General features: G+C 48.5%; 20 protein-coding genes. 11 read left to right on the top strand and 9 right to left on the bottom strand.

Annotation, left to right across the window (positions count from 1 at the left end; translation table 11 throughout):
- Window positions 1-18: 18 nt before the first annotated feature.
- Window positions 19-294: a DNA-directed RNA polymerase subunit omega gene (rpoZ, locus tag A9587_RS09745; RefSeq protein WP_000135058.1), complete on the bottom strand. Its 276-nt coding sequence runs from the start codon at window positions 292-294 to the stop codon at window positions 19-21.
- 54 nt (window positions 295-348) lie between these two features.
- A complete protein-coding gene (gene gmk / locus A9587_RS09740) occupies window positions 349-972 on the bottom strand; it encodes a guanylate kinase (RefSeq protein ID WP_001517448.1) in 624 nt (207 codons plus the stop codon).
- Between the two features lie 257 nt (window positions 973-1229).
- Between gmk and ligB the strand changes: the two genes are divergently transcribed.
- Window positions 1230-2915, top strand: coding sequence for an NAD-dependent DNA ligase LigB (gene ligB, locus A9587_RS09730; protein ID WP_105263479.1), 1686 nt, complete (start codon window positions 1230-1232; stop codon window positions 2913-2915).
- On the opposite strand, the gene A9587_RS09725 is transcribed toward ligB, so the two are convergent.
- Window positions 2912-3529: a trimeric intracellular cation channel family protein gene (locus A9587_RS09725; protein WP_085449438.1), complete on the bottom strand. Its 618-nt coding sequence runs from the start codon at window positions 3527-3529 to the stop codon at window positions 2912-2914. The two genes, ligB and A9587_RS09725, sit on opposite strands and share 4 nt — an antisense overlap.
- A 253-nt stretch (window positions 3530-3782) precedes the next feature.
- Window positions 3783-4646 carry a YicC/YloC family endoribonuclease gene (locus A9587_RS09720; protein WP_000621334.1) on the bottom strand — a complete coding sequence of 288 codons (864 nt, stop codon included), beginning with the start codon at window positions 4644-4646 and terminating at the stop codon, window positions 3783-3785.
- Window positions 4647-4772: 126 nt separating this feature from the next.
- Between A9587_RS09720 and rph the strand changes: the two genes are divergently transcribed.
- Both rph and pyrE read left to right on the top strand, forming a co-directional pair.
- Complete coding sequence (gene rph / locus A9587_RS09715) at window positions 4773-5489, top strand: ribonuclease PH (RefSeq protein WP_001247086.1); 717 nt, start codon at window positions 4773-4775, stop codon at window positions 5487-5489.
- Between the two features lie 65 nt (window positions 5490-5554).
- The gene (gene pyrE / locus A9587_RS09710) at window positions 5555-6196 is read left to right on the top strand and encodes an orotate phosphoribosyltransferase (protein ID WP_001517450.1); all 642 of its coding nucleotides are present in this window, start codon (window positions 5555-5557) and stop codon (window positions 6194-6196) included.
- Window positions 6197-6232: 36 nt separating this feature from the next.
- On the opposite strand, the gene slmA is transcribed toward pyrE, so the two are convergent.
- From slmA to coaBC, 3 genes are all read right to left on the bottom strand, one after another.
- Entirely contained in the window at window positions 6233-6829 is a 597-nt protein-coding gene (gene slmA, locus A9587_RS09705; RefSeq protein ID WP_000818603.1) for a nucleoid occlusion factor SlmA, read from the bottom strand.
- Window positions 6830-6935: 106 nt separating this feature from the next.
- Window positions 6936-7394, bottom strand: a complete 459-nt coding sequence (gene dut, locus A9587_RS09700; RefSeq protein ID WP_000976070.1) for a dUTP diphosphatase — start codon at window positions 7392-7394, stop codon at window positions 6936-6938.
- A complete protein-coding gene (coaBC, locus tag A9587_RS09695) occupies window positions 7372-8592 on the bottom strand; it encodes a bifunctional phosphopantothenoylcysteine decarboxylase/phosphopantothenate--cysteine ligase CoaBC (RefSeq protein ID WP_105263478.1) in 1221 nt (406 codons plus the stop codon). The genes dut and coaBC overlap by 23 nt, the downstream gene beginning before the upstream one ends.
- A 171-nt stretch (window positions 8593-8763) precedes the next feature.
- Between coaBC and radC the strand changes: the two genes are divergently transcribed.
- The 4 genes from radC (at window position 8764) to mutM (ending at window position 10979) form a co-directional block, all read left to right on the top strand.
- A complete protein-coding gene (gene radC / locus A9587_RS09690) occupies window positions 8764-9432 on the top strand; it encodes a RadC family protein (RefSeq protein WP_001517452.1) in 669 nt (222 codons plus the stop codon).
- Between the two features lie 216 nt (window positions 9433-9648).
- The gene (gene rpmB / locus A9587_RS09685) at window positions 9649-9885 is read left to right on the top strand and encodes a 50S ribosomal protein L28 (RefSeq protein ID WP_000091955.1); all 237 of its coding nucleotides are present in this window, start codon (window positions 9649-9651) and stop codon (window positions 9883-9885) included.
- A gap of 20 nt (window positions 9886-9905) precedes the next feature.
- Complete coding sequence (gene rpmG, locus A9587_RS09680; RefSeq protein ID WP_001051798.1) at window positions 9906-10073, top strand: 50S ribosomal protein L33; 168 nt, start codon at window positions 9906-9908, stop codon at window positions 10071-10073.
- Window positions 10074-10169: 96 nt separating this feature from the next.
- Window positions 10170-10979, top strand: coding sequence for a bifunctional DNA-formamidopyrimidine glycosylase/DNA-(apurinic or apyrimidinic site) lyase (gene mutM, locus A9587_RS09675; protein WP_001114550.1), 810 nt, complete (start codon window positions 10170-10172; stop codon window positions 10977-10979).
- A 38-nt stretch (window positions 10980-11017) separates the two neighbouring features.
- Here the strand turns inward: mutM and coaD are convergent, their stop codons facing one another.
- Window positions 11018-11497 carry a pantetheine-phosphate adenylyltransferase gene (coaD, locus tag A9587_RS09670; protein WP_001171877.1) on the bottom strand — a complete coding sequence of 160 codons (480 nt, stop codon included), beginning with the start codon at window positions 11495-11497 and terminating at the stop codon, window positions 11018-11020.
- Window positions 11498-11504: 7 nt separating this feature from the next.
- On the bottom strand, window positions 11505-12782 hold the full coding sequence (gene waaA, locus A9587_RS09665) for a lipid IV(A) 3-deoxy-D-manno-octulosonic acid transferase (protein WP_000891578.1): 1278 nt from the start codon (window positions 12780-12782) through the stop codon (window positions 11505-11507).
- A gap of 406 nt (window positions 12783-13188) precedes the next feature.
- On the opposite strand from waaA, the gene rfaQ reads away from it, so the two are divergent.
- From rfaQ to A9587_RS09645, 4 genes are read left to right on the top strand one after another with little or no spacing between them, the layout of a single operon-like run.
- Window positions 13189-14259: a lipopolysaccharide core heptosyltransferase RfaQ gene (rfaQ, locus tag A9587_RS09660; RefSeq protein WP_001517455.1), complete on the top strand. Its 1071-nt coding sequence runs from the start codon at window positions 13189-13191 to the stop codon at window positions 14257-14259.
- On the top strand, window positions 14256-15380 hold the full coding sequence (gene rfaG, locus A9587_RS09655; protein WP_038355028.1) for a lipopolysaccharide glucosyltransferase I: 1125 nt from the start codon (window positions 14256-14258) through the stop codon (window positions 15378-15380). The genes rfaQ and rfaG overlap by 4 nt, the downstream gene beginning before the upstream one ends.
- Entirely contained in the window at window positions 15373-16170 is a 798-nt protein-coding gene (rfaP, locus tag A9587_RS09650; RefSeq protein ID WP_105263477.1) for a lipopolysaccharide core heptose(I) kinase RfaP, read from the top strand. The genes rfaG and rfaP overlap by 8 nt, the downstream gene beginning before the upstream one ends.
- Window positions 16171-16201: 31 nt before the next feature.
- Window positions 16202-17182 (top strand): glycosyltransferase family 8 protein, encoded by a 981-nt coding sequence (locus A9587_RS09645; protein WP_024193618.1) that lies wholly within the window; start codon window positions 16202-16204, stop codon window positions 17180-17182.
- Window positions 17183-17198 lie beyond the last annotated feature (16 nt).

The raw sequence follows: 17198 nt of genomic DNA, 5'->3' as shown, positions 1-17198 counted from the left end.
GGGCGACCCGCTTTGTGATTAACGACGACCTTCAGCAATAGCGGTAACGGCTTGTAATTCAGCGGCTTCCTGCTCTTGCTGTTCCTGGCGTTCGCGAACGTCGAGGATCTGGTTGTTGATCAGACCTTCTTCGATTTCGCGCAGCGCGATTACTGTAGTTTTATCGTTTTCTTCCGGTACTAGCGGATCCTTTCCGCCTACCTGCATCTGACGAGCGCGACGCGCGGCGACCAGTACCAGGTCAAAACGGTTACCAATTTTCTCTACAGCGTCCTGAACAGTTACGCGTGCCATACTTAAAAAGCTCCACAGGTGAAGAAATGACTGGGCATGATACTGAAAGAAGGTTCAGTCTGCCAACAATTTGCTGATTAAAGCGTCATGACGTTGCTTTTGGCGACTCATGCGCAAGCGTTCGGCGCGAATAATTGTCTTCAAATCGGTCAATGCGGTATCGAAGTCATCATTCACAATCAAATAATCATATTCGGCGTAATGGCTCATTTCTGCAACTGCTTGCGCCATACGCTTTGCAATGACCTCTTCGCTGTCCTGACCGCGACCGCGTAGACGGCGGTCCAGCTCGATTTTGGACGGCGGTAAAATAAAGATACTACGCGCATGCGGCATCTTCTGGCGAATTTGCTGCGCACCCTGCCAGTCGATATCAAGAAAAACATCCACACCGCTTGCCAGTACTTGCTCAATGGCCTCGCGCGAAGTGCCGTAGTAATTACCGAACACTTCCGCGTGCTCAAGGAATGCATCTCTGCTAATCATTTCTTTAAATTCATCATGATTAACAAAAAAGTAATGCTCACCGTGTACTTCACCAGGACGCGGTGCGCGCGTGGTGTGTGAAACAGAAACCTGGGTGTCATACAACGGTTGGGTTTTTAATAAAGCCTGAATCAGGCTGGATTTACCCGCGCCACTGGGGGCAGAAACAATATAAAGCGTGCCTTGAGCCATGAGTATCTTTCGTATGTGATTAGCGAAATAAAGCCTACATACGAGCTTATTATACACGGCGTGGCCATGTGACGTAGCCCTTGCTCACACTTTTTGCGCAAAGTTGTTGCGTTTTGCGTAGCTGTTTCCGCTATTCCCTGTCATTTACTGCAATCAGGACGATTCTCTGGAAGCATCATCGCACACTTCAGTTTTGCCTCTCGGCTTTGCATTCACCTCGTTGTATACCTGCCAGCCTGACAACAGCGGAGGTGACGATGAAAGTATGGATTGCAGTGTTAATGAGTGTTTTATGCTGGCAATCATCGGCGCAGGGAGTCTGCCCAGTCTGGTCGCCAGCCAGAGCGCATGAAGAAATTTCCCGCCTGCAACAGCAAATAAAACAGTGGGATGAGGATTACTGGAAAAAGGGAAAAAGTGCTGTTGAAGACGGCGTTTATGATCAACTCAGCGCCCGCCTTGCACAGTGGCAACGTTGTTTTGGTGAAGAGGCAACTCGTGAAGCCATGATACTGCCTTTAATTGGAACCGTAATGCATCCAGTTGCTCATACTGGAGTGCGTAAGCTGGCGGATAAAAATGCATTGAGCCTTTGGATGCGTGAACGCAGCGATCTTTGGGTGCAGCCAAAAGTTGATGGTGTCGCGGTAACTCTGGTCTATCGTGACGGAAAACTGATTAAGGCGATCAGCCGTGGCAATGGCCTGAAAGGTGAAGACTGGACGCAGAAAGTGCGCTCGATTCCTTCTGTACCGCAATCCGTCAGCGAACCTTTAGCCAATAGCACACTGCAAGGAGAAATATTTCTCCGGAGCGAAGGCCATATCCAGCAGCAAATGGGCGGAATGAATGCGCGTGCAAAAGTTGCAGGTATGTTGATGCGCCAGGACAATAACGACACGCTAAATTCGCTGGGCGTTTTTATCTGGGCGTGGCCGGATGGACCGCAGTTAATGGCCGAGCGATTGCAGCAGCTTGCAAGCGCGGGATTTAGTCTGACGCAAGCGTACACTTACACGGTGAAAAATGCTGATGAGGTTGAGCGAGCACGTAATGAGTGGTGGAAAGCGAAATTGCCCTTCGTCACCGATGGCGTGGTTGTGCGAGCGGCTAAGGAACCCGAATCCCGCCATTGGTTACCGGGGCAGGCGGACTGGCTGGTGGCGTGGAAATATCAACCTGTGGCACAGGTTGCTGAAGTGAGTTCGATTCAGTTTGCAGTGGGCAAAAGCGGAAAAATATCGGTGGTGGCGTCACTCGCACCAGTCATGCTGGATGATAAAAAAGTTCAGCGGGTGAATATTGGTTCCGTCAGACGCTGGCAGGAGTGGGACATAGCGCCTGGCGATCAAATCCTCATAAGTCTTGCCGGTCAGGGTATTCCACGTATTGATGATGTGGTGTGGCGGAGTGCGGAACGCACAAAGCCGACACCGCCAGAAAACCGCTTTAACTCGTTGACCTGTTACTTTGCTTCTGATGTTTGTCTGGAGCAATTCATATCACGCTTAGTCTGGTTGGGGTCAAAACAGGTTTTGGGGCTGGATGGCATTGGCGAAGCTGGCTGGCGCGCACTGCATCAGACGCATCGCTTTGAGCATATCTTTTCCTGGCTTTCATTAACGCCAGAGCAATTACAGAACACGCCAGGGATAGCGAAAAGTAAAAACGGGCAGTTATGGCATCAGTTTAATCTGGCTCGTAAGCAGCCTTTTACCCGCTGGGTGATGGCAATGGGAATACCGTTAACCCGGGGGGCGCTTAATGCCGGTGATGAACGGTCCTGGACGCAACTTTTGCAGAGAAGTGAACAACATTGGCAGCATCTGCCGGGAACCGGATCTCGTCGCGCCAGCCAGATTATTGAATGGAAGAATAATGTGCAAATCAAGACGCTAGGTAGCTGGTTGGCTACCCAGCAGATCGCAGGTTTTGTACCTTAATGACCTTCGTGGCTGTAGTAAAAAACGGGTAATCCCAGTTTAAGACGCAGTGCCAGCAAGCGAGCAAAAAAGCCAAACACCAGGGTGGAGATAATCACCACATCATGGTTGGAAACATAGTGTTGCAGTGCGATATACAGCACGGCGGAAACAAATGAAACCCCTGCATACAGTTCTTTCTGAAAGACCAGCGGGATGCGTTTACAGAACATATCGCGCAAAACACCGCCAAATACGCCGGTTGTCACCGCAGCGACAACGGCAATGACCGGGCCGTGGCCCATATCCAGCGCGACCTGTGCGCCAATGATAGAAAAGACCACCAGTCCGAGCGCATCTAACACCAGAAAGACTTTGCGCAGGTAAGGCATTACGGGAGCAACAATAGTGGTGAGTACCGCGGCGGTGGCGACGATAATCACATATTCCGGATGTTTGACCCAGCCGAGCGGATAGTGGCCCAAAAGTATATCCCGTACTGAACCGCCGCCGATTGCAGTGGCGGTCGCAATAATAATTACGCCAAATGTATCCATGCGCCGCCGTCCGGCCGCCAGCGCTCCCGTCATGGCTTCGGCAGTAATGCCAACCAAATACAAAATGTGTAACAGCATGGTTCTCTCCCTAAAAATCTGTCTGGCAGGGTAGCGATTTGTACGCATCGTCACGATTGAGATTTTTTAAGGTGAGAGGTTATTGATAATATTTAGTTATGTGAAATTGGTGTTTTCTGTAGTTTTAATGCGTTTCTCTTAGATTGTCAGAAGAAAAATGCATTAGAAATATTAGGGCGTGTTTTAAAGTAAATAAGAAGTCTGTATACGTAGCGCCGCTGTAATTTAACAACGGCCTACGGAATTATGAGGGTTACTCGATATTCTGAATCTGTTCGCGCATTTGTTCGATCAGTACTTTCAGTTCAATAGCTGAATTAGTTACTTCGGCATTGATAGACTTCGAGGCCAGGGTGTTCGACTCGCGATTAAACTCTTGCATCATAAAGTCCAGACGACGGCCAACCGCTTCTTTTTTCTTCAGAATGTTGTAGGTCTCTTTGACATGCGCTTCGAGGCGGTCCAGCTCTTCGGCAACGTCAATTCGTTGCGCCAGCAGCACTAACTCTTGCTCCAGGCGATTGTTTTCCAACTGTACCTGAGCATCTTCCAGTTTCGCTACCAGACGTTCACGCTGCCATTGCAGGATTTCCGGCATATGGGCACGAACTTTAGCCACTTCGGCGGTGACACCTTCCAGACGCTGCTCGATCAACGCTTTCAGCGCCTGACCTTCGGTTTCGCGCGCGACAATAAAGTCGTCAAGAGTACCATCCAGCGCAGCGAGAATTTCAGCGGCAATGGCGTCGAGATCCTGCTCCTGAGCTGCCATCACACCCGGCCAGCGCAGGATATCAACCGGGTTGATTTCCCCTTCGTCGCTCTGCATTTTTACCCAGTTAGCAGCAGTTACGAGCTGTTTAGCCAGCTTTTCGTTGAGAATCAGCTCGCCTTGTGCGCTAACATCTGGCTCATAGCGCAGGGTGCATTCCACTTTACCGCGCGTCAGGCGAGAACGAATACGCTCGCGAACGACAGGTTCAAGGCTACGGAACTGCTCCGGCAGACGAAAGTAAGTTTCCAGATAACGCTGGTTTACCGAGCGCATTTCCCAGGTTGCGCTCCCCCATTCACCCTTGATTTCACGCCGGGCGTAGGCGGTCATACTGCGGATCATAGACGTTCCTGTTTTTGAAAGGAGAGGTGGAAGGATTATAGCCATCGATGCCTTGTCAGGATAGGAATAACCGCCGGAAGTCCGTATAATGCGCAGCCACATTTGTTTCAAGCCGGAGATTTCAATATGCGTCCAGCAGGCCGTAGCAATAATCAGGTGCGTCCCGTTACCCTGACTCGTAACTATACAAAACATGCAGAAGGCTCGGTGCTGGTCGAATTTGGCGATACCAAAGTGTTGTGTACTGCCTCTATTGAAGAAGGCGTGCCGCGCTTCCTGAAAGGTCAGGGGCAGGGCTGGATCACCGCAGAATACGGTATGTTGCCGCGCTCCACCCACACCCGTAACGCCCGCGAAGCGGCGAAAGGTAAGCAGGGCGGACGCACGATGGAAATCCAGCGTCTGATCGCCCGTGCATTGCGTGCAGCGGTTGATTTGAAAGCGTTGGGTGAGTTCACCATTACGCTGGACTGCGACGTACTTCAGGCCGATGGCGGCACGCGCACTGCTTCGATCACCGGTGCTTGCGTGGCGCTGGCAGATGCGCTGAATAAGCTGGTTGAGAATGGCAAACTGAAAACCAACCCGATGAAAGGCATGGTAGCTGCGGTTTCGGTGGGTATCGTTAATGGCGAAGCGATTTGCGATCTGGAATATGTTGAAGACTCTGCCGCAGAAACGGACATGAACGTGGTGATGACCGAAGATGGGCGGATCATTGAGGTTCAGGGAACGGCAGAAGGCGAACCATTCACCCACGAAGAACTCCTCACCTTGTTGGCGCTGGCCCGAGGGGGAATCGAATCCATTGTAGCGACGCAGAAGGCGGCGCTGGCAAACTGATTTTTAAGGCGACTGATGAGTCGCCTTTTTTTTGTCTGTAGAAAAGTAAGATGAGGAGCGAAGGCATGAAACCATATCAGCGCCAGTTTATTGAGTTTGCGCTTGGCAAACAGGTATTAAAGTTTGGTGAGTTTACGCTGAAATCCGGGCGTAAAAGCCCCTATTTCTTCAACGCCGGACTATTTAATACCGGGCGCGACCTGGCACTGTTAGGCCGTTTTTACGCTGAAGCGTTAGTGGATTCTGGCATTGAGTTCGATCTGCTGTTTGGCCCCGCTTACAAAGGTATTCCGATCGCGACCACAACCGCTGTGGCACTGGCGGAGCATCATGACCTTGACCTGCCATACTGCTTTAACCGCAAAGAAGCAAAAGACCACGGCGAAGGTGGCAATCTGGTTGGTAGCGCGTTACAAGGACGAGTAATGCTGGTGGATGATGTGATCACCGCCGGAACGGCGATTCGTGAGTCGATGGAAATTATTCAGGCCAATGGCGCGACGCTTGCTGGCGTGCTGATTTCGCTCGATCGTCAGGAACGTGGTCGTGGCGAGATATCAGCGATTCAGGAAGTTGAGCGTGATTACAACTGCAAAGTGATCTCTATCATCACCCTGAAAGACCTGATTGCTTATCTGGAAGAGAAGCCGGACATGGCGGAACATCTGGCAGCCGTTAAGGCTTATCGCGAAGAGTACGGGGTTTGATAAAAAACGCCGGATGGTAAGTCATCCGGCGTCATTTTATTGCAACTGCGCGGCAATCAACGGCCAGCGAGCGTCAAAGTCATCCGTCGGGCGGTATTTAAACTCGCTGCGGACAAAACGAGACAGCATCCCTTCACAAAATGCCAGAAGTTGGCTTGCCAGCAACGTTTCATCGGTGGTGTAACCTTCACCCTCACGCATTCTCTTTTCACGCAATACCTGACGCAGTTGCGCTTCAATACGCTCGAACAGTTGGTTGATGCGCCCTTGCAGGCGGTCTTGTTCGAACATTAGCGCATGGCCGGTGAGGATACGGGTCAGGCCTGGATTACGCTCGCCAAAACCGAGAAGTAGCAACACAATCAGACGCAGACGCGCAGTGGTGTCCTTCTCATCTTTCAGAATCAGATTAATGCGAGTAATCAGGCTATCTTCGATAAACTCAATCAGGCTATCGAACATGCGGGTCTTACTGGGGAAGTGGCGATACAGAGCCGCTTCGGAAACGCCGACAGAGGCGGCCAGTTTCGCCGTCGTGATACGTTGGCTTCCATCGCTGGATTCCAGCATCAGCGCCAGAGACTGAAGTATTTCTTCGCGACGGTTCCTTTTCGCAGTTTGTTTTTCTGCCATGTTACAAAATACCCCTGAAAATAAGCACTTGCCAGGCGGCACCCACGCTATGACCGCAAACAAAATGTTTGCGGCGATGTTATGACGTTATTTGGATGCGTATGTGTTACTGACGACCAGAGTGACCAAAGCCGCCTTCACCGCGGTCAGTAGCGTCAAAATCTTCCACCAGATTAAATTCAGCCTGTACCACCGGAACAAAAATCATCTGTGCGATACGTTCACCAGGTTGAATGGTGAAGCTGTCCTGACCACGGTTCCATACAGAGATCATCAATTGGCCCTGATAGTCGGAATCGATCAATCCCACCAGGTTGCCGAGCACGATACCGTGCTTATGGCCCAGCCCGGAGCGCGGCAGCATCATCGCCGCCAGTGAAGGATCGGCAATATGAATCGCCAGTCCGGTCGGCACAAGTGTCGTGTCGCCCGGTGCCAATTCTACGGCGTCGTCGAGACAAGCGCGCAGGTCAAGTCCGGCAGAACCAGAAGTGGCATAAGTCGGGAGTGGAAATTCCTTCCCAACGCGCGGGTCCAGAATCTTAACGTCGATTTTCTTCATCATAACGGGTCACAATCTCGTCGAGTAATAATTGGCCAAGGAGCTCTTTTCGCTCAAGCGGTAAGATTTTATCGCCATCTTGCCAGAAAAGGTGTAATGCGTTTTTGTCGCTATTAAAGCCTTGAGTTGGCTGGGAAACATCGTTCGCGCAGATCAGATCAAGGTTTTTACGGATACGTTTTTGTCGGGTGTATTCTTCCACATTATTTGTTTCGGCCGCAAATCCAACAACATAAGGCCGATGGTCTTTTAATGCGGCAACACCGGCGACGATATCGGGGTTTTTAACCATTTTTATTGTTAATTCATCGCCCGGCGTGGCCTGCTTTTTGATTTTTTCGCGGGCAACGGTAGCTGCGCGATAATCCGCAACGGCAGCGCAACCGATAAATATATTTTGCTGCTGTACAGAAGCCTTCACGGCCGCTTCCATCTCCAGTGCGGTTATCACGTCAATACGTTTCACAAACGGTGGCGTCGGTAGCGAAACCGGGCCAGAAACCAGCGTGACGTTTGCTCCTCTACGTGCTGCTGCTGCGGCAATGGCGAATCCCATCTTGCCGGAGCTGTGATTAGAGATGTAACGCACCGGATCGAGTGGTTCACGTGTCGGACCCGCGGTAATCATAATATTCAGATGTTTCAGGTCGTTGACGGGGGAGAAATGGGCCACCGCCATATCAACAATGGTTAACGGATCGAGCATTCGCCCTGGGCCGATATCACCACAGGCCTGGCTGCCGCTATCTGGCCCCCAGATCAACAAACCTCGCGAGGCAAGTACCTCTAAATTATGCTGAGTAGCTGCAGCCCGATACATCTGCTGGTTCATTGCTGGCAGCACAACAACAGGCGCAGGCGTCGCAAGGCAAATCGTTGATACCAGATCATTCGCCATACCAGCAGCAACGCGGGCAATCAAATCCGCTGTCGCTGGAGCAAGAATCACTAAATCAGCCCATTTTCCCAGCTCAATATGGCCCATTGCCGCTTCGGCAGCCGGGTCCAGCAGACTGTCGGAAACGGGATAACCAGAGACTGCCTGCAAGCTAAGTGGAGTGATAAAGGCTTTTGCCGCTTCGGTCATGGCTACACGGACGTCGGCCCCGCGATCGCGCAAACGACGCACCAGTTCAGGGGTTTTATAGGCAGCAATACCGCCGCTGACGCCGAGAACGATTTTTTTACCGGCCAGGCTCATGATGATTTTTCCTGTTGGGTGACACCAGAAGTTGGCGATTTTATCACAATACTTTTGTTGTCGTGCTTTCACCTGAGAATCACTTTGCGAGGCGCTTTCCAGGATTGAAAACTGACCGTCGATTTAACCAAACGACTATGACAGGATGCGCCCTCCACAAAGGAGGTGAAGGTGAAAAGCAATGCTGACTTGTTGATGCCACGTGAAAAAATGCTGAAGTTGGGTATTAGCGCGTTAACGGATATTGAACTGCTGGCGCTGTTTCTGCGTACAGGAACGCACGGAAAAGATGTGCTAACCCTGGCAAAAGAGATGCTGGAGAATTTCGGCTCTCTTTACGGCTTGTTATCCTCTGAATATGAACAAGTTAGAGGCGTTCATGGAATAGGTGTGGCGAAATTCGCCCAGTTAAAGGGGATTGCCGAACTGGCCCGGCGTTACTACAACGTGCGGATACGCGAAGAAAGCCCGTTACTTAGCCCGGAGATGACGCGCGAGTTTTTACAAAGCCAGCTTACGGGCGAAGAGCGCGAGATCTTTATGGTGATCTTTCTCGACACTCAACACCGGGTACTTACTCACAGCCGATTGTTTTCCGGCACACTAAACCATGTGGAAGTCCATCCGCGTGAGATTGTTCGGGAAGCGATAAAAATAAACGCGGCGGCACTGATCCTTGCCCATAATCACCCTTCGGGTTGTGCTGAACCCAGTAAAGCGGATAAACTCATCACCGAACGGATAATAAAAAGTTGTCAGTTCATGGATTTACGCGTGCTCGACCATATCGTGATTGGGCGTGGAGAGTATGTTTCTTTTGCCGAACGCGGCTGGATTTAACCCGCTATGCGCGATCCTTCGGGATCTTTGTCTGTTCGGGACTTGAGCACATCGCTGAGTCAGCGTATACTACGCCACCTTTGAGAATCTCGGGTTTGGCATTTGGGCCTGGCAATCGAGAGTTCACATAGAACTGCGATGACCGGGCTGTAAAGCCTGACGAGGCGCCAATACCCCATACGAAGCTCGAGCTAATTTGATTTTTGGAGAATAGACATGTCCCGAGTCTGCCAAGTTACTGGCAAGCGTCCGGTGACCGGTAACAACCGTTCCCACGCACTGAACGCGACTAAACGCCGTTTCCTGCCTAACCTGCACTCTCACCGTTTCTGGGTTGAGAGCGAGAAGCGTTTTGTCACCCTGCGCGTATCTGCTAAAGGTATGCGTGTAATCGATAAAAAAGGCATCGATACAGTTCTGGCTGAACTGCGTGCCCGTGGCGAAAAGTACTAAGTACTTAGAGGAAATAAATCATGGCTAAAGGTATTCGTGAGAAAATCAAGCTGGTTTCTTCTGCTGGTACTGGTCACTTCTATACCACTACGAAGAACAAACGTACTAAGCCGGAAAAACTGGAACTGAAAAAATTCGATCCAGTTGTACGCCAGCACGTGATCTACAAAGAAGCGAAAATCAAATAATTCTCGCTTTGATGTAATAAAAACCTCGCTCCGGCGGGGTTTTTTGTTATCTGCTTGCCCCCATATTGACTGCATCTGTTCATTCCAGGAGATGCTATGCCTGAATTACCAGAAGTTGAAACCAGCCGCCGCGGCATTGAACCGCATCTCGTTGGCGCGACCATTCTTCATGCGGTGGTCCGCAACGGGCGTTTGCGCTGGCCAGTCTCGGAAGAAATCTACCGTCTAAGTGACCAGCCGGTGCTTAGTGTGCAGCGCCGCGCTAAATATCTGCTGCTGGAATTGCCGGAAGGCTGGATCATCATTCATCTGGGTATGTCTGGCAGTCTGCGCATACTTACGGAAGAACGTCCTCCTGAAAAGCATGACCATGTTGATTTGGTGATGAGCAACGGCAAAGTGCTGCGATATACCGATCCTCGTCGCTTTGGTGCCTGGTTGTGGACCAAAGAGCTGGAAGGACACAATGTGTTGGCACATCTTGGACCGGAGCCGCTTAGCGATGATTTCAACGGCGAATACCTGCATCAGAAATGCGCGAAGAAAAAGACAGCGATTAAACCCTGGCTGATGGATAACAAGCTGGTGGTGGGCGTGGGGAATATCTATGCCAGCGAGTCACTGTTTGCTGCGGGGATCCATCCGGATCGGCTGGCGTCATCGCTGTCGCTGGCGGAGTGCGAACTGCTGGCACGGGTGATTAAAGCAGTGTTACTGCGTTCTATTGAGCAGGGCGGCACGACGCTGAAAGATTTTCTGCAAAGCGACGGAAAACCAGGTTATTTCGCGCAGGAATTACAGGTTTACGGGCGTAAAGGCGAACCGTGTCGGGTTTGTGGTACGCCGATTGTGGCGACTAAACATGCGCAGCGGGCGACATTTTATTGCCGACAGTGCCAGAAGTAATTCATGCGAGCCGGATGGCATTCCATCCGGCATGAAAGCTACGCTAACTTCGCCATCAGCGCCTGATGGACATTCTTCGGCAGGAAATGGGTGACATCACCCTGATGGCGCGCAACTTCTTTCACCAACGATGAAGAAATAAACGACCACTCTTTCGAAGGCATCAAGAAGACGCTTTCCAGCTCCGGCATTAAGTGGCGATTCATATGCGCCAGTTGCATTTCATATTCAAAATCTGCTACCGCACGCAGGCCACGAATCAGTACCGTGGCTTGTTGATTACGGGCGAAGTTCGCCATCAAATCACTAAAACCGACCACTTCAACGTTATCCAGATGTGCGGTTGCCTGCTGAGCCAGCGCCACACGCTCTCCCAGGGTAAACATTGGTTTTTTACTGGGGCTGGCGGCAATCGCCAGAATAACGTGATCGAACATCTGCGTAGCGCGCGTCACGATATCGATATGACCATTGGTAATGGGATCGAAAGTCCCCGGATAAATCGCCCGTTTTTGCATAACAACCTCAATGCGTTTTCGGTGGCAGGTAAGGTTCCAGCAGTTGAAGCAGACGCTGCAGCGCGCCCTGGTTTTGATACAGCACTTCAACGGCATGACGGCCATAGAAACTACGGTAATCGGCGTCAGTGAGCAAAGAGGAAACCTCTTTTGCCAGTGACGCGGCATCGGTGACGGTAATCAGCCCGCTTGCCTGCTCCAGCCGTGCGCAAATGTCTTTAAAGTTAAAAGTATGCGGCCCCATCAGTACCGGAATAGCGTGTGCGGCGGCTTCCAGCGGATTATGCCCACCGCGTTCGACCAATGAACCGCCAACAAAAGCGAGATCGGCAATGCCATACAGCAGCATCAGCTCGCCCATCGTATCGCCAATTACCACTTGTGTACTGGCGGAAGGGATTTCTCCGGAAGAGCGTGTGATATAGCTTAGCCCAGCCTGGCGGACAAGGTTAATCGCATCCGGGAAGCGTTCCGGATGACGTGGAACAAGAATAAGCAATAAATTAGGGAACTGCTGCAACAGCGCCTGATGTGCGGCAATCACCACACTCTCTTCGCCATCGTGAGTGCTGGTGGCAATCCATACCGGACGATGAGGTGCCCACTGGCGGCGCAGTGTTACTGCTTTAGCGGCTAGCTGCGGAGTTACCGAGATATCGAATTTCAGGCTACCAGTAACAGTCACCTGATTATTTTTTGCGCCCAGCGCCACAAAACGCGCGCCATCTTCTTCGTTTTGCGCGGCGATTAGTGTAATACGACGCAACAAGCGACGAACAAATTTGCCCAGTTTGGCGTACCCCGCCGCAGAGCGTGCAGAAAGTCGCGCATTGGCGATAACCAGCGGGATCTTGCGCTTATGTAGTGCCGCAATCAGGTTAGGCCACAGCTCCGTTTCCATAATCAACACCAGTTTAGGATCGACTTTATTAAGAAAACGGTTGAGCGCATCGGGTAGATCGTAAGGCAGATAGACGTGCTGAACATCTTTACCGAAAGCAGATTGCACGCGTTCCGAGCCGGTCGGCGTCATAGTCGTGACGGTAATTGGCAAATCAGGATAGCGATGACGCAGCGCGCGCACCAACGGGATCGCCGCCAGGGTTTCACCGACGGAGACGGAGTGCAGCATGATGCCGCCTTGTTTCAGCGGATGGCGGTAAAAACCGTAACGTTCACCCCAGCGTTTTCGATAGGCCGGAGCCTTACGTCCGCGCACCCAAAGCCGTATCCAGATCAACGGCTGAATAAGGTAGAGAAGGGCGGTGTAAAGCAATTCAAGCATAATAAATAGCTGACTTATGGATGTGCTGGGGATTCTATGTATTTAGCTGGGGCTTTACCATTACTTTTCCCGTTTTTGACTTAAATAGCTTCTGTTTGGCCTGAACTGCCGCTACATCTCCAGTTTTTTTGTATTTTTATGCGATTTATTGAAACTCGACCCTATTTTCAACTCTACATCGGCTATACCGGTATTATCTGCGCACTTTTTCTTATCTATATGATTTTTATGATTAAAACATATTTTGTGTATAAAAATCATTCGGGTCGGATTGCTGCGAAAGAAATGCTACACTAGCACGTCAAAGTAAGTGCGTTATCAGTATTCAGGTAGCTGTTGAGCCTGGGGCGGTAGCGTGCTTTTTTTCTGCTTAACTTAACCAGACAATCATACAAAAGAGTCGCTAGTGGAAAAGCCATTTCGAAAAATCCTGGTCATAAAGATGCGATATCATGGAGATATGTTATTAACTACTCCTGTCATCAGTACGCTCAAGCAGAATTATCCTGATGCAAAAATCGATATGCTGCTTTATCAGGACACCATCCCTATTTTGTCTGAAAACCCGGAAATTAATGCGCTCTACGGTATAAGCAATAAAAGTGCAGGAACATTCGATAAAATTAAAAATGTGCTTTCATTGATAAAAACTCTGCGTGCGAATAATTACGACCTGGTCATTAATCTTACGGATCAGTGGATGGTGGCACTGTTGGTACGTTGTTTACCCGCACAGGTGAAAATATCGCAACTTTATGGTCATCGGCAGCATAGCATCTGGAAAAAAAGCTTTACACACTTAGCGCCAATACACGGCACACATATTGTTGAGCGTAATTTATCGGTCCTTGAGCCATTAGGTATTACCGATTTCTACACTGATACAACAATGAGTTACGCCGAAGATTGCTGGAAGAAGATGCGCCAGGAATTAGATGCTCTGGGCGTGAAAGAGCATTATGTTGTTATCCAGCCGACTGCTCGTCAGATATTTAAGTGCTGGGATAACGATAAATTTTCTAAGGTTATCGATGCGTTGCAACAGCGAGGGTATCAGGTTGTGCTGACCTGCGGGCCTTCGGCAGATGATCTCGCCTGTATCGATGAAATAGTGCAAGGCTGCCAAACAAAACCTGTCGCTGGCCTTGCGGGTAAAACACGGTTTACTGAACTGGGTGCTTTAATTGATCATGCCGTACTCTTTATTGGTGTGGATTCTGCACCAGGACATATTGCAGCGGCAGTGAAAACACCAATAATTAGTTTATTTGGTGCAACTGATCACATATTCTGGCGTCCCTGGACTGAGAATATTATTCAATTCTGGGCGGGGAATTATCAGCAAATGCCGAGCCGACATGAACTTGACCGCAATAAAAAATATCTTTCTGTTATCCCCGCGGAAGATGTTATCGCCGCTACGGAAAAGCTGCTGCCAGAAGATGCCCCTTCAGTTGACAGGAATGCACAATTATGATCGTGGCGTTTTGTTTATATAAATATTTTCCTTTTGGTGGGCTTCAACGTGATTTTATGCGTATTGCATCAACCGTTGCCGCACGAGGCCACCATGTTCGGGTCTATACGCAGTCGTGGGAAGGCGAGTGCCCAAAAACATTTGAGCTTATTCATGTGCCAGTTAAGTCCCATACCAACCATGGACGCAATGCAGAATATTATGCCTGGGTACAAAATCATCTCAAAGCGCATCCCGCTGATCGCGTTGTTGGGTTTAATAAGATGCCTGGGTTGGATGTTTATTTTGCCGCTGATGTTTGTTACGCCGAGAAAGTTGCGCAAGAAAAAGGTTTTTTATATCGTCTAACATCACGTTATCGTCATTATGCCGCATTTGAGCGAGCGACTTTCGAGCATGGTAAATCGACGAAACTCATGATGCTGACTGATAAGCAAATCACCGATTTCCAGAAGCATTATCAAACTGAACCTGAACGTTTTAAAATTCTTCCCCCCGGCATCTATCCGGACAGAAAATACAGCGAGCAAATCCCAAATAGCCGTGAAATTTATCGCCAGAAAAATGGCATAAAAGAGCAACAAAACTTATTGCTACAAGTTGGATCAGATTTTGTTCGTAAAGGTGTGGATCGCTCAATTGAAGCTTTGGCAGCGTTACCGGAATCATTACGCCACAATACGCTTTTGTTTGTTGTTGGCCAGGATAAACCGCGAAAATTCGAAGTGCTGGCAGAAAAACTCGGCGTGCGGAGCAACGTGCATTTCTTTTCCGGTCGCAATGATGTGTCAGAATTAATGGCTGCAGCCGATTTATTATTGCATCCCGCTTATCAGGAAGCTGCTGGTATCGTTCTCCTTGAAGCGATCACTGCTGGATTACCTGTTTTGACAACAGCGGTATGCGGCTACGCGCATTATATTGCCGATGCCAATTGTGGAACGGTTATCGCTGAACCTTTCTCCCAGGAACAATTAAATGAAGTTTTACGTAAAGCATTAACACAATCTTCATTGCGAATGGCCTGGGCGGAGAATGCTCGCCATTATGCCGATACTCAGGATTTGTATAGCTTGCCAGAGAAAGCCGCGGATATCATTACAGGTGGTTTAGATGGTTGAATTAAAAGAGCCGCTTACCACACTTTGGCGTGGTAAAGATGCTTTTGCCGAAGTTAAGGAACTGAATGGCGAGGTCTTCCGCGAACTGGAGACACGTCGCACATTACGCTTTGAACTGTCCGGGAAAAGCTATTTTCTTAAATGGCACAAGGGGACAACATTAAAAGAGATTATAAAAAATCTGCTCTCATTGCGGATGCCCGTTTTGGGCGCAGACAGAGAGTGGCATGCTATTCATCGCCTGAGTGATGTCGGTGTTGATACGATGAATGGCATTGGGTTTGGTGAAAAAGGTTTAAATCCATTAACCCGTACATCATTTATTATTACCGAAGATCTCACTCCCACGATTAGCCTTGAAGATTATTGTGCAGATTGGGCAGTCAACCCACCTGATGTGCGTATTAAACGTATGTTGATCACGCGAGTGGCAACCATGGTGCGTAAAATGCACGCAGCAGGGATAAATCACCGTGACTGTTACATTTGCCACTTTTTGCTTCATTTGCCATTTACTGGCCGGGAAGATGAATTAAAAATTTCGGTTATCGATCTACATCGGGCGCAGATACGCTCAAAAGTACCGCGCCGTTGGCGCGATAAAGACTTGATTGGCTTATATTTCTCATCAATGAATATTGGTCTGACGCAGAGAGATATATGGCGATTTATGAAGGTTTATTTTGGAATGCCTTTACACGAAGTTCTATTGCGGGAAGTTAACTTAATTAAAGAAGCAGGAATTAAGGCGCAAAAAATAAAAGAAAGAACAATAAGGAAAAAGCTTTAAATGTTCATTTCTTATAATAAGGGCTTAAAAATTGTTAAATATTAGGAACTTCGTCGCTAAGAAACAAAATTTATTTCAACACGAAATACCGAATGTTAAACATTTGCATATAGCATTATGCTTTGACCGTGGATTCATAATGCCAGCGGGTGTTGCATTATATTCAATCATTTCAAATAATAGTGATGTTAATCTTCACTTTCACCTTCTTGTTTCAGGAATAAGTGAAAATGAATGCTCCGTATTTTCCGAACTAGAGGGACCGAATACGTCAATATCAGTATATCATGTGACAGATGAATTTGATATTAATCCGGATACCTTAATCCTGGGCATCCCTTTATCAACGTGTTTGCGTTTTTTAATCCCAGAGGTTATTGATGATAAAATAACAAATATACTTTATCTTGATTGTGATATCATATGTAATAGCTCTTTATATGAGCTCGTTGATTACGATTTAAATGATTATATAGCATGCGTCATCCCTGACTCACCAGATATGCAAGACCGTGTGAAACAGTTAGACTATGGCATTGAATTTATCAATTATTTTAATGCCGGAGTTATGCTTATTAATACCAGCGCATGGAAAAACGAGAACATAACACAAAAAGCGTTGGAGATGATCAACAATGGGAAAGTATATAGGTATGCAGACCAGGATGTGCTAAATATTTTACTTAATGGGCGATTATATTATCTCGATAAAAAATATAATAAAAAGACAACATTATCAGTAAGATGTGATGAAGAACAAAAAAATTTACCCAACACAATTATAATGCATTATGTTACTCAGAATAAACCATGGTATAAAATATTTAGGGCACAAAACTTTGAACGTTATTTTTATAATTCACCGTGGAGACATCATAAAAGGATGTTATCACCATCATCAAGTGATATTAGGTTAAAAGCTAAAGTTTATTGGTCCGAAGGGAAATATGGCAAAGCCATTTCTTATTATTATCATTATCTGTTCGCTAAATTATTCAACGTGAAAATTTAGATGGAAAACTAATATA

The sequence above is a fragment of the Escherichia sp. MOD1-EC6162 genome (assembly GCF_002965125.1).
Taxonomy (GTDB): domain Bacteria; phylum Pseudomonadota; class Gammaproteobacteria; order Enterobacterales; family Enterobacteriaceae; genus Escherichia; species Escherichia marmotae.
Note: the sequence above shows the minus strand (reverse complement) of the source record. Positions and strands in the feature narration are given on the sequence as shown.

What these genes read in the sequence shown, in the direction of transcription:
- rpoZ (WP_000135058.1), bottom strand. Translation starts at nt 294, where the DNA reads ATGGCACGCGTAACTGTTCAGGACGCTGTAGAGAAAATTGGTAACCGT.
- gmk (WP_001517448.1), bottom strand. Translation starts at nt 972, where the DNA reads ATGGCTCAAGGCACGCTTTATATTGTTTCTGCCCCCAGTGGCGCGGGT.
- ligB (WP_105263479.1), top strand. Translation starts at nt 1,230, where the DNA reads ATGAAAGTATGGATTGCAGTGTTAATGAGTGTTTTATGCTGGCAATCA.
- A9587_RS09725 (WP_085449438.1), bottom strand. Translation starts at nt 3,529, where the DNA reads ATGCTGTTACACATTTTGTATTTGGTTGGCATTACTGCCGAAGCCATG.
- A9587_RS09720 (WP_000621334.1), bottom strand. Translation starts at nt 4,646, where the DNA reads ATGATCCGCAGTATGACCGCCTACGCCCGGCGTGAAATCAAGGGTGAA.
- rph (WP_001247086.1), top strand. Translation starts at nt 4,773, where the DNA reads ATGCGTCCAGCAGGCCGTAGCAATAATCAGGTGCGTCCCGTTACCCTG.
- pyrE (WP_001517450.1), top strand. Translation starts at nt 5,555, where the DNA reads ATGAAACCATATCAGCGCCAGTTTATTGAGTTTGCGCTTGGCAAACAG.
- slmA (WP_000818603.1), bottom strand. Translation starts at nt 6,829, where the DNA reads ATGGCAGAAAAACAAACTGCGAAAAGGAACCGTCGCGAAGAAATACTT.
- dut (WP_000976070.1), bottom strand. Translation starts at nt 7,394, where the DNA reads ATGATGAAGAAAATCGACGTTAAGATTCTGGACCCGCGCGTTGGGAAG.
- coaBC (WP_105263478.1), bottom strand. Translation starts at nt 8,592, where the DNA reads ATGAGCCTGGCCGGTAAAAAAATCGTTCTCGGCGTCAGCGGCGGTATT.
- rpmB (WP_000091955.1), top strand. Translation starts at nt 9,649, where the DNA reads ATGTCCCGAGTCTGCCAAGTTACTGGCAAGCGTCCGGTGACCGGTAAC.
- rpmG (WP_001051798.1), top strand. Translation starts at nt 9,906, where the DNA reads ATGGCTAAAGGTATTCGTGAGAAAATCAAGCTGGTTTCTTCTGCTGGT.
- mutM (WP_001114550.1), top strand. Translation starts at nt 10,170, where the DNA reads ATGCCTGAATTACCAGAAGTTGAAACCAGCCGCCGCGGCATTGAACCG.
- coaD (WP_001171877.1), bottom strand. Translation starts at nt 11,497, where the DNA reads ATGCAAAAACGGGCGATTTATCCGGGGACTTTCGATCCCATTACCAAT.
- waaA (WP_000891578.1), bottom strand. Translation starts at nt 12,782, where the DNA reads ATGCTTGAATTGCTTTACACCGCCCTTCTCTACCTTATTCAGCCGTTG.
- rfaG (WP_038355028.1), top strand. Translation starts at nt 14,256, where the DNA reads ATGATCGTGGCGTTTTGTTTATATAAATATTTTCCTTTTGGTGGGCTT.
- rfaP (WP_105263477.1), top strand. Translation starts at nt 15,373, where the DNA reads ATGGTTGAATTAAAAGAGCCGCTTACCACACTTTGGCGTGGTAAAGAT.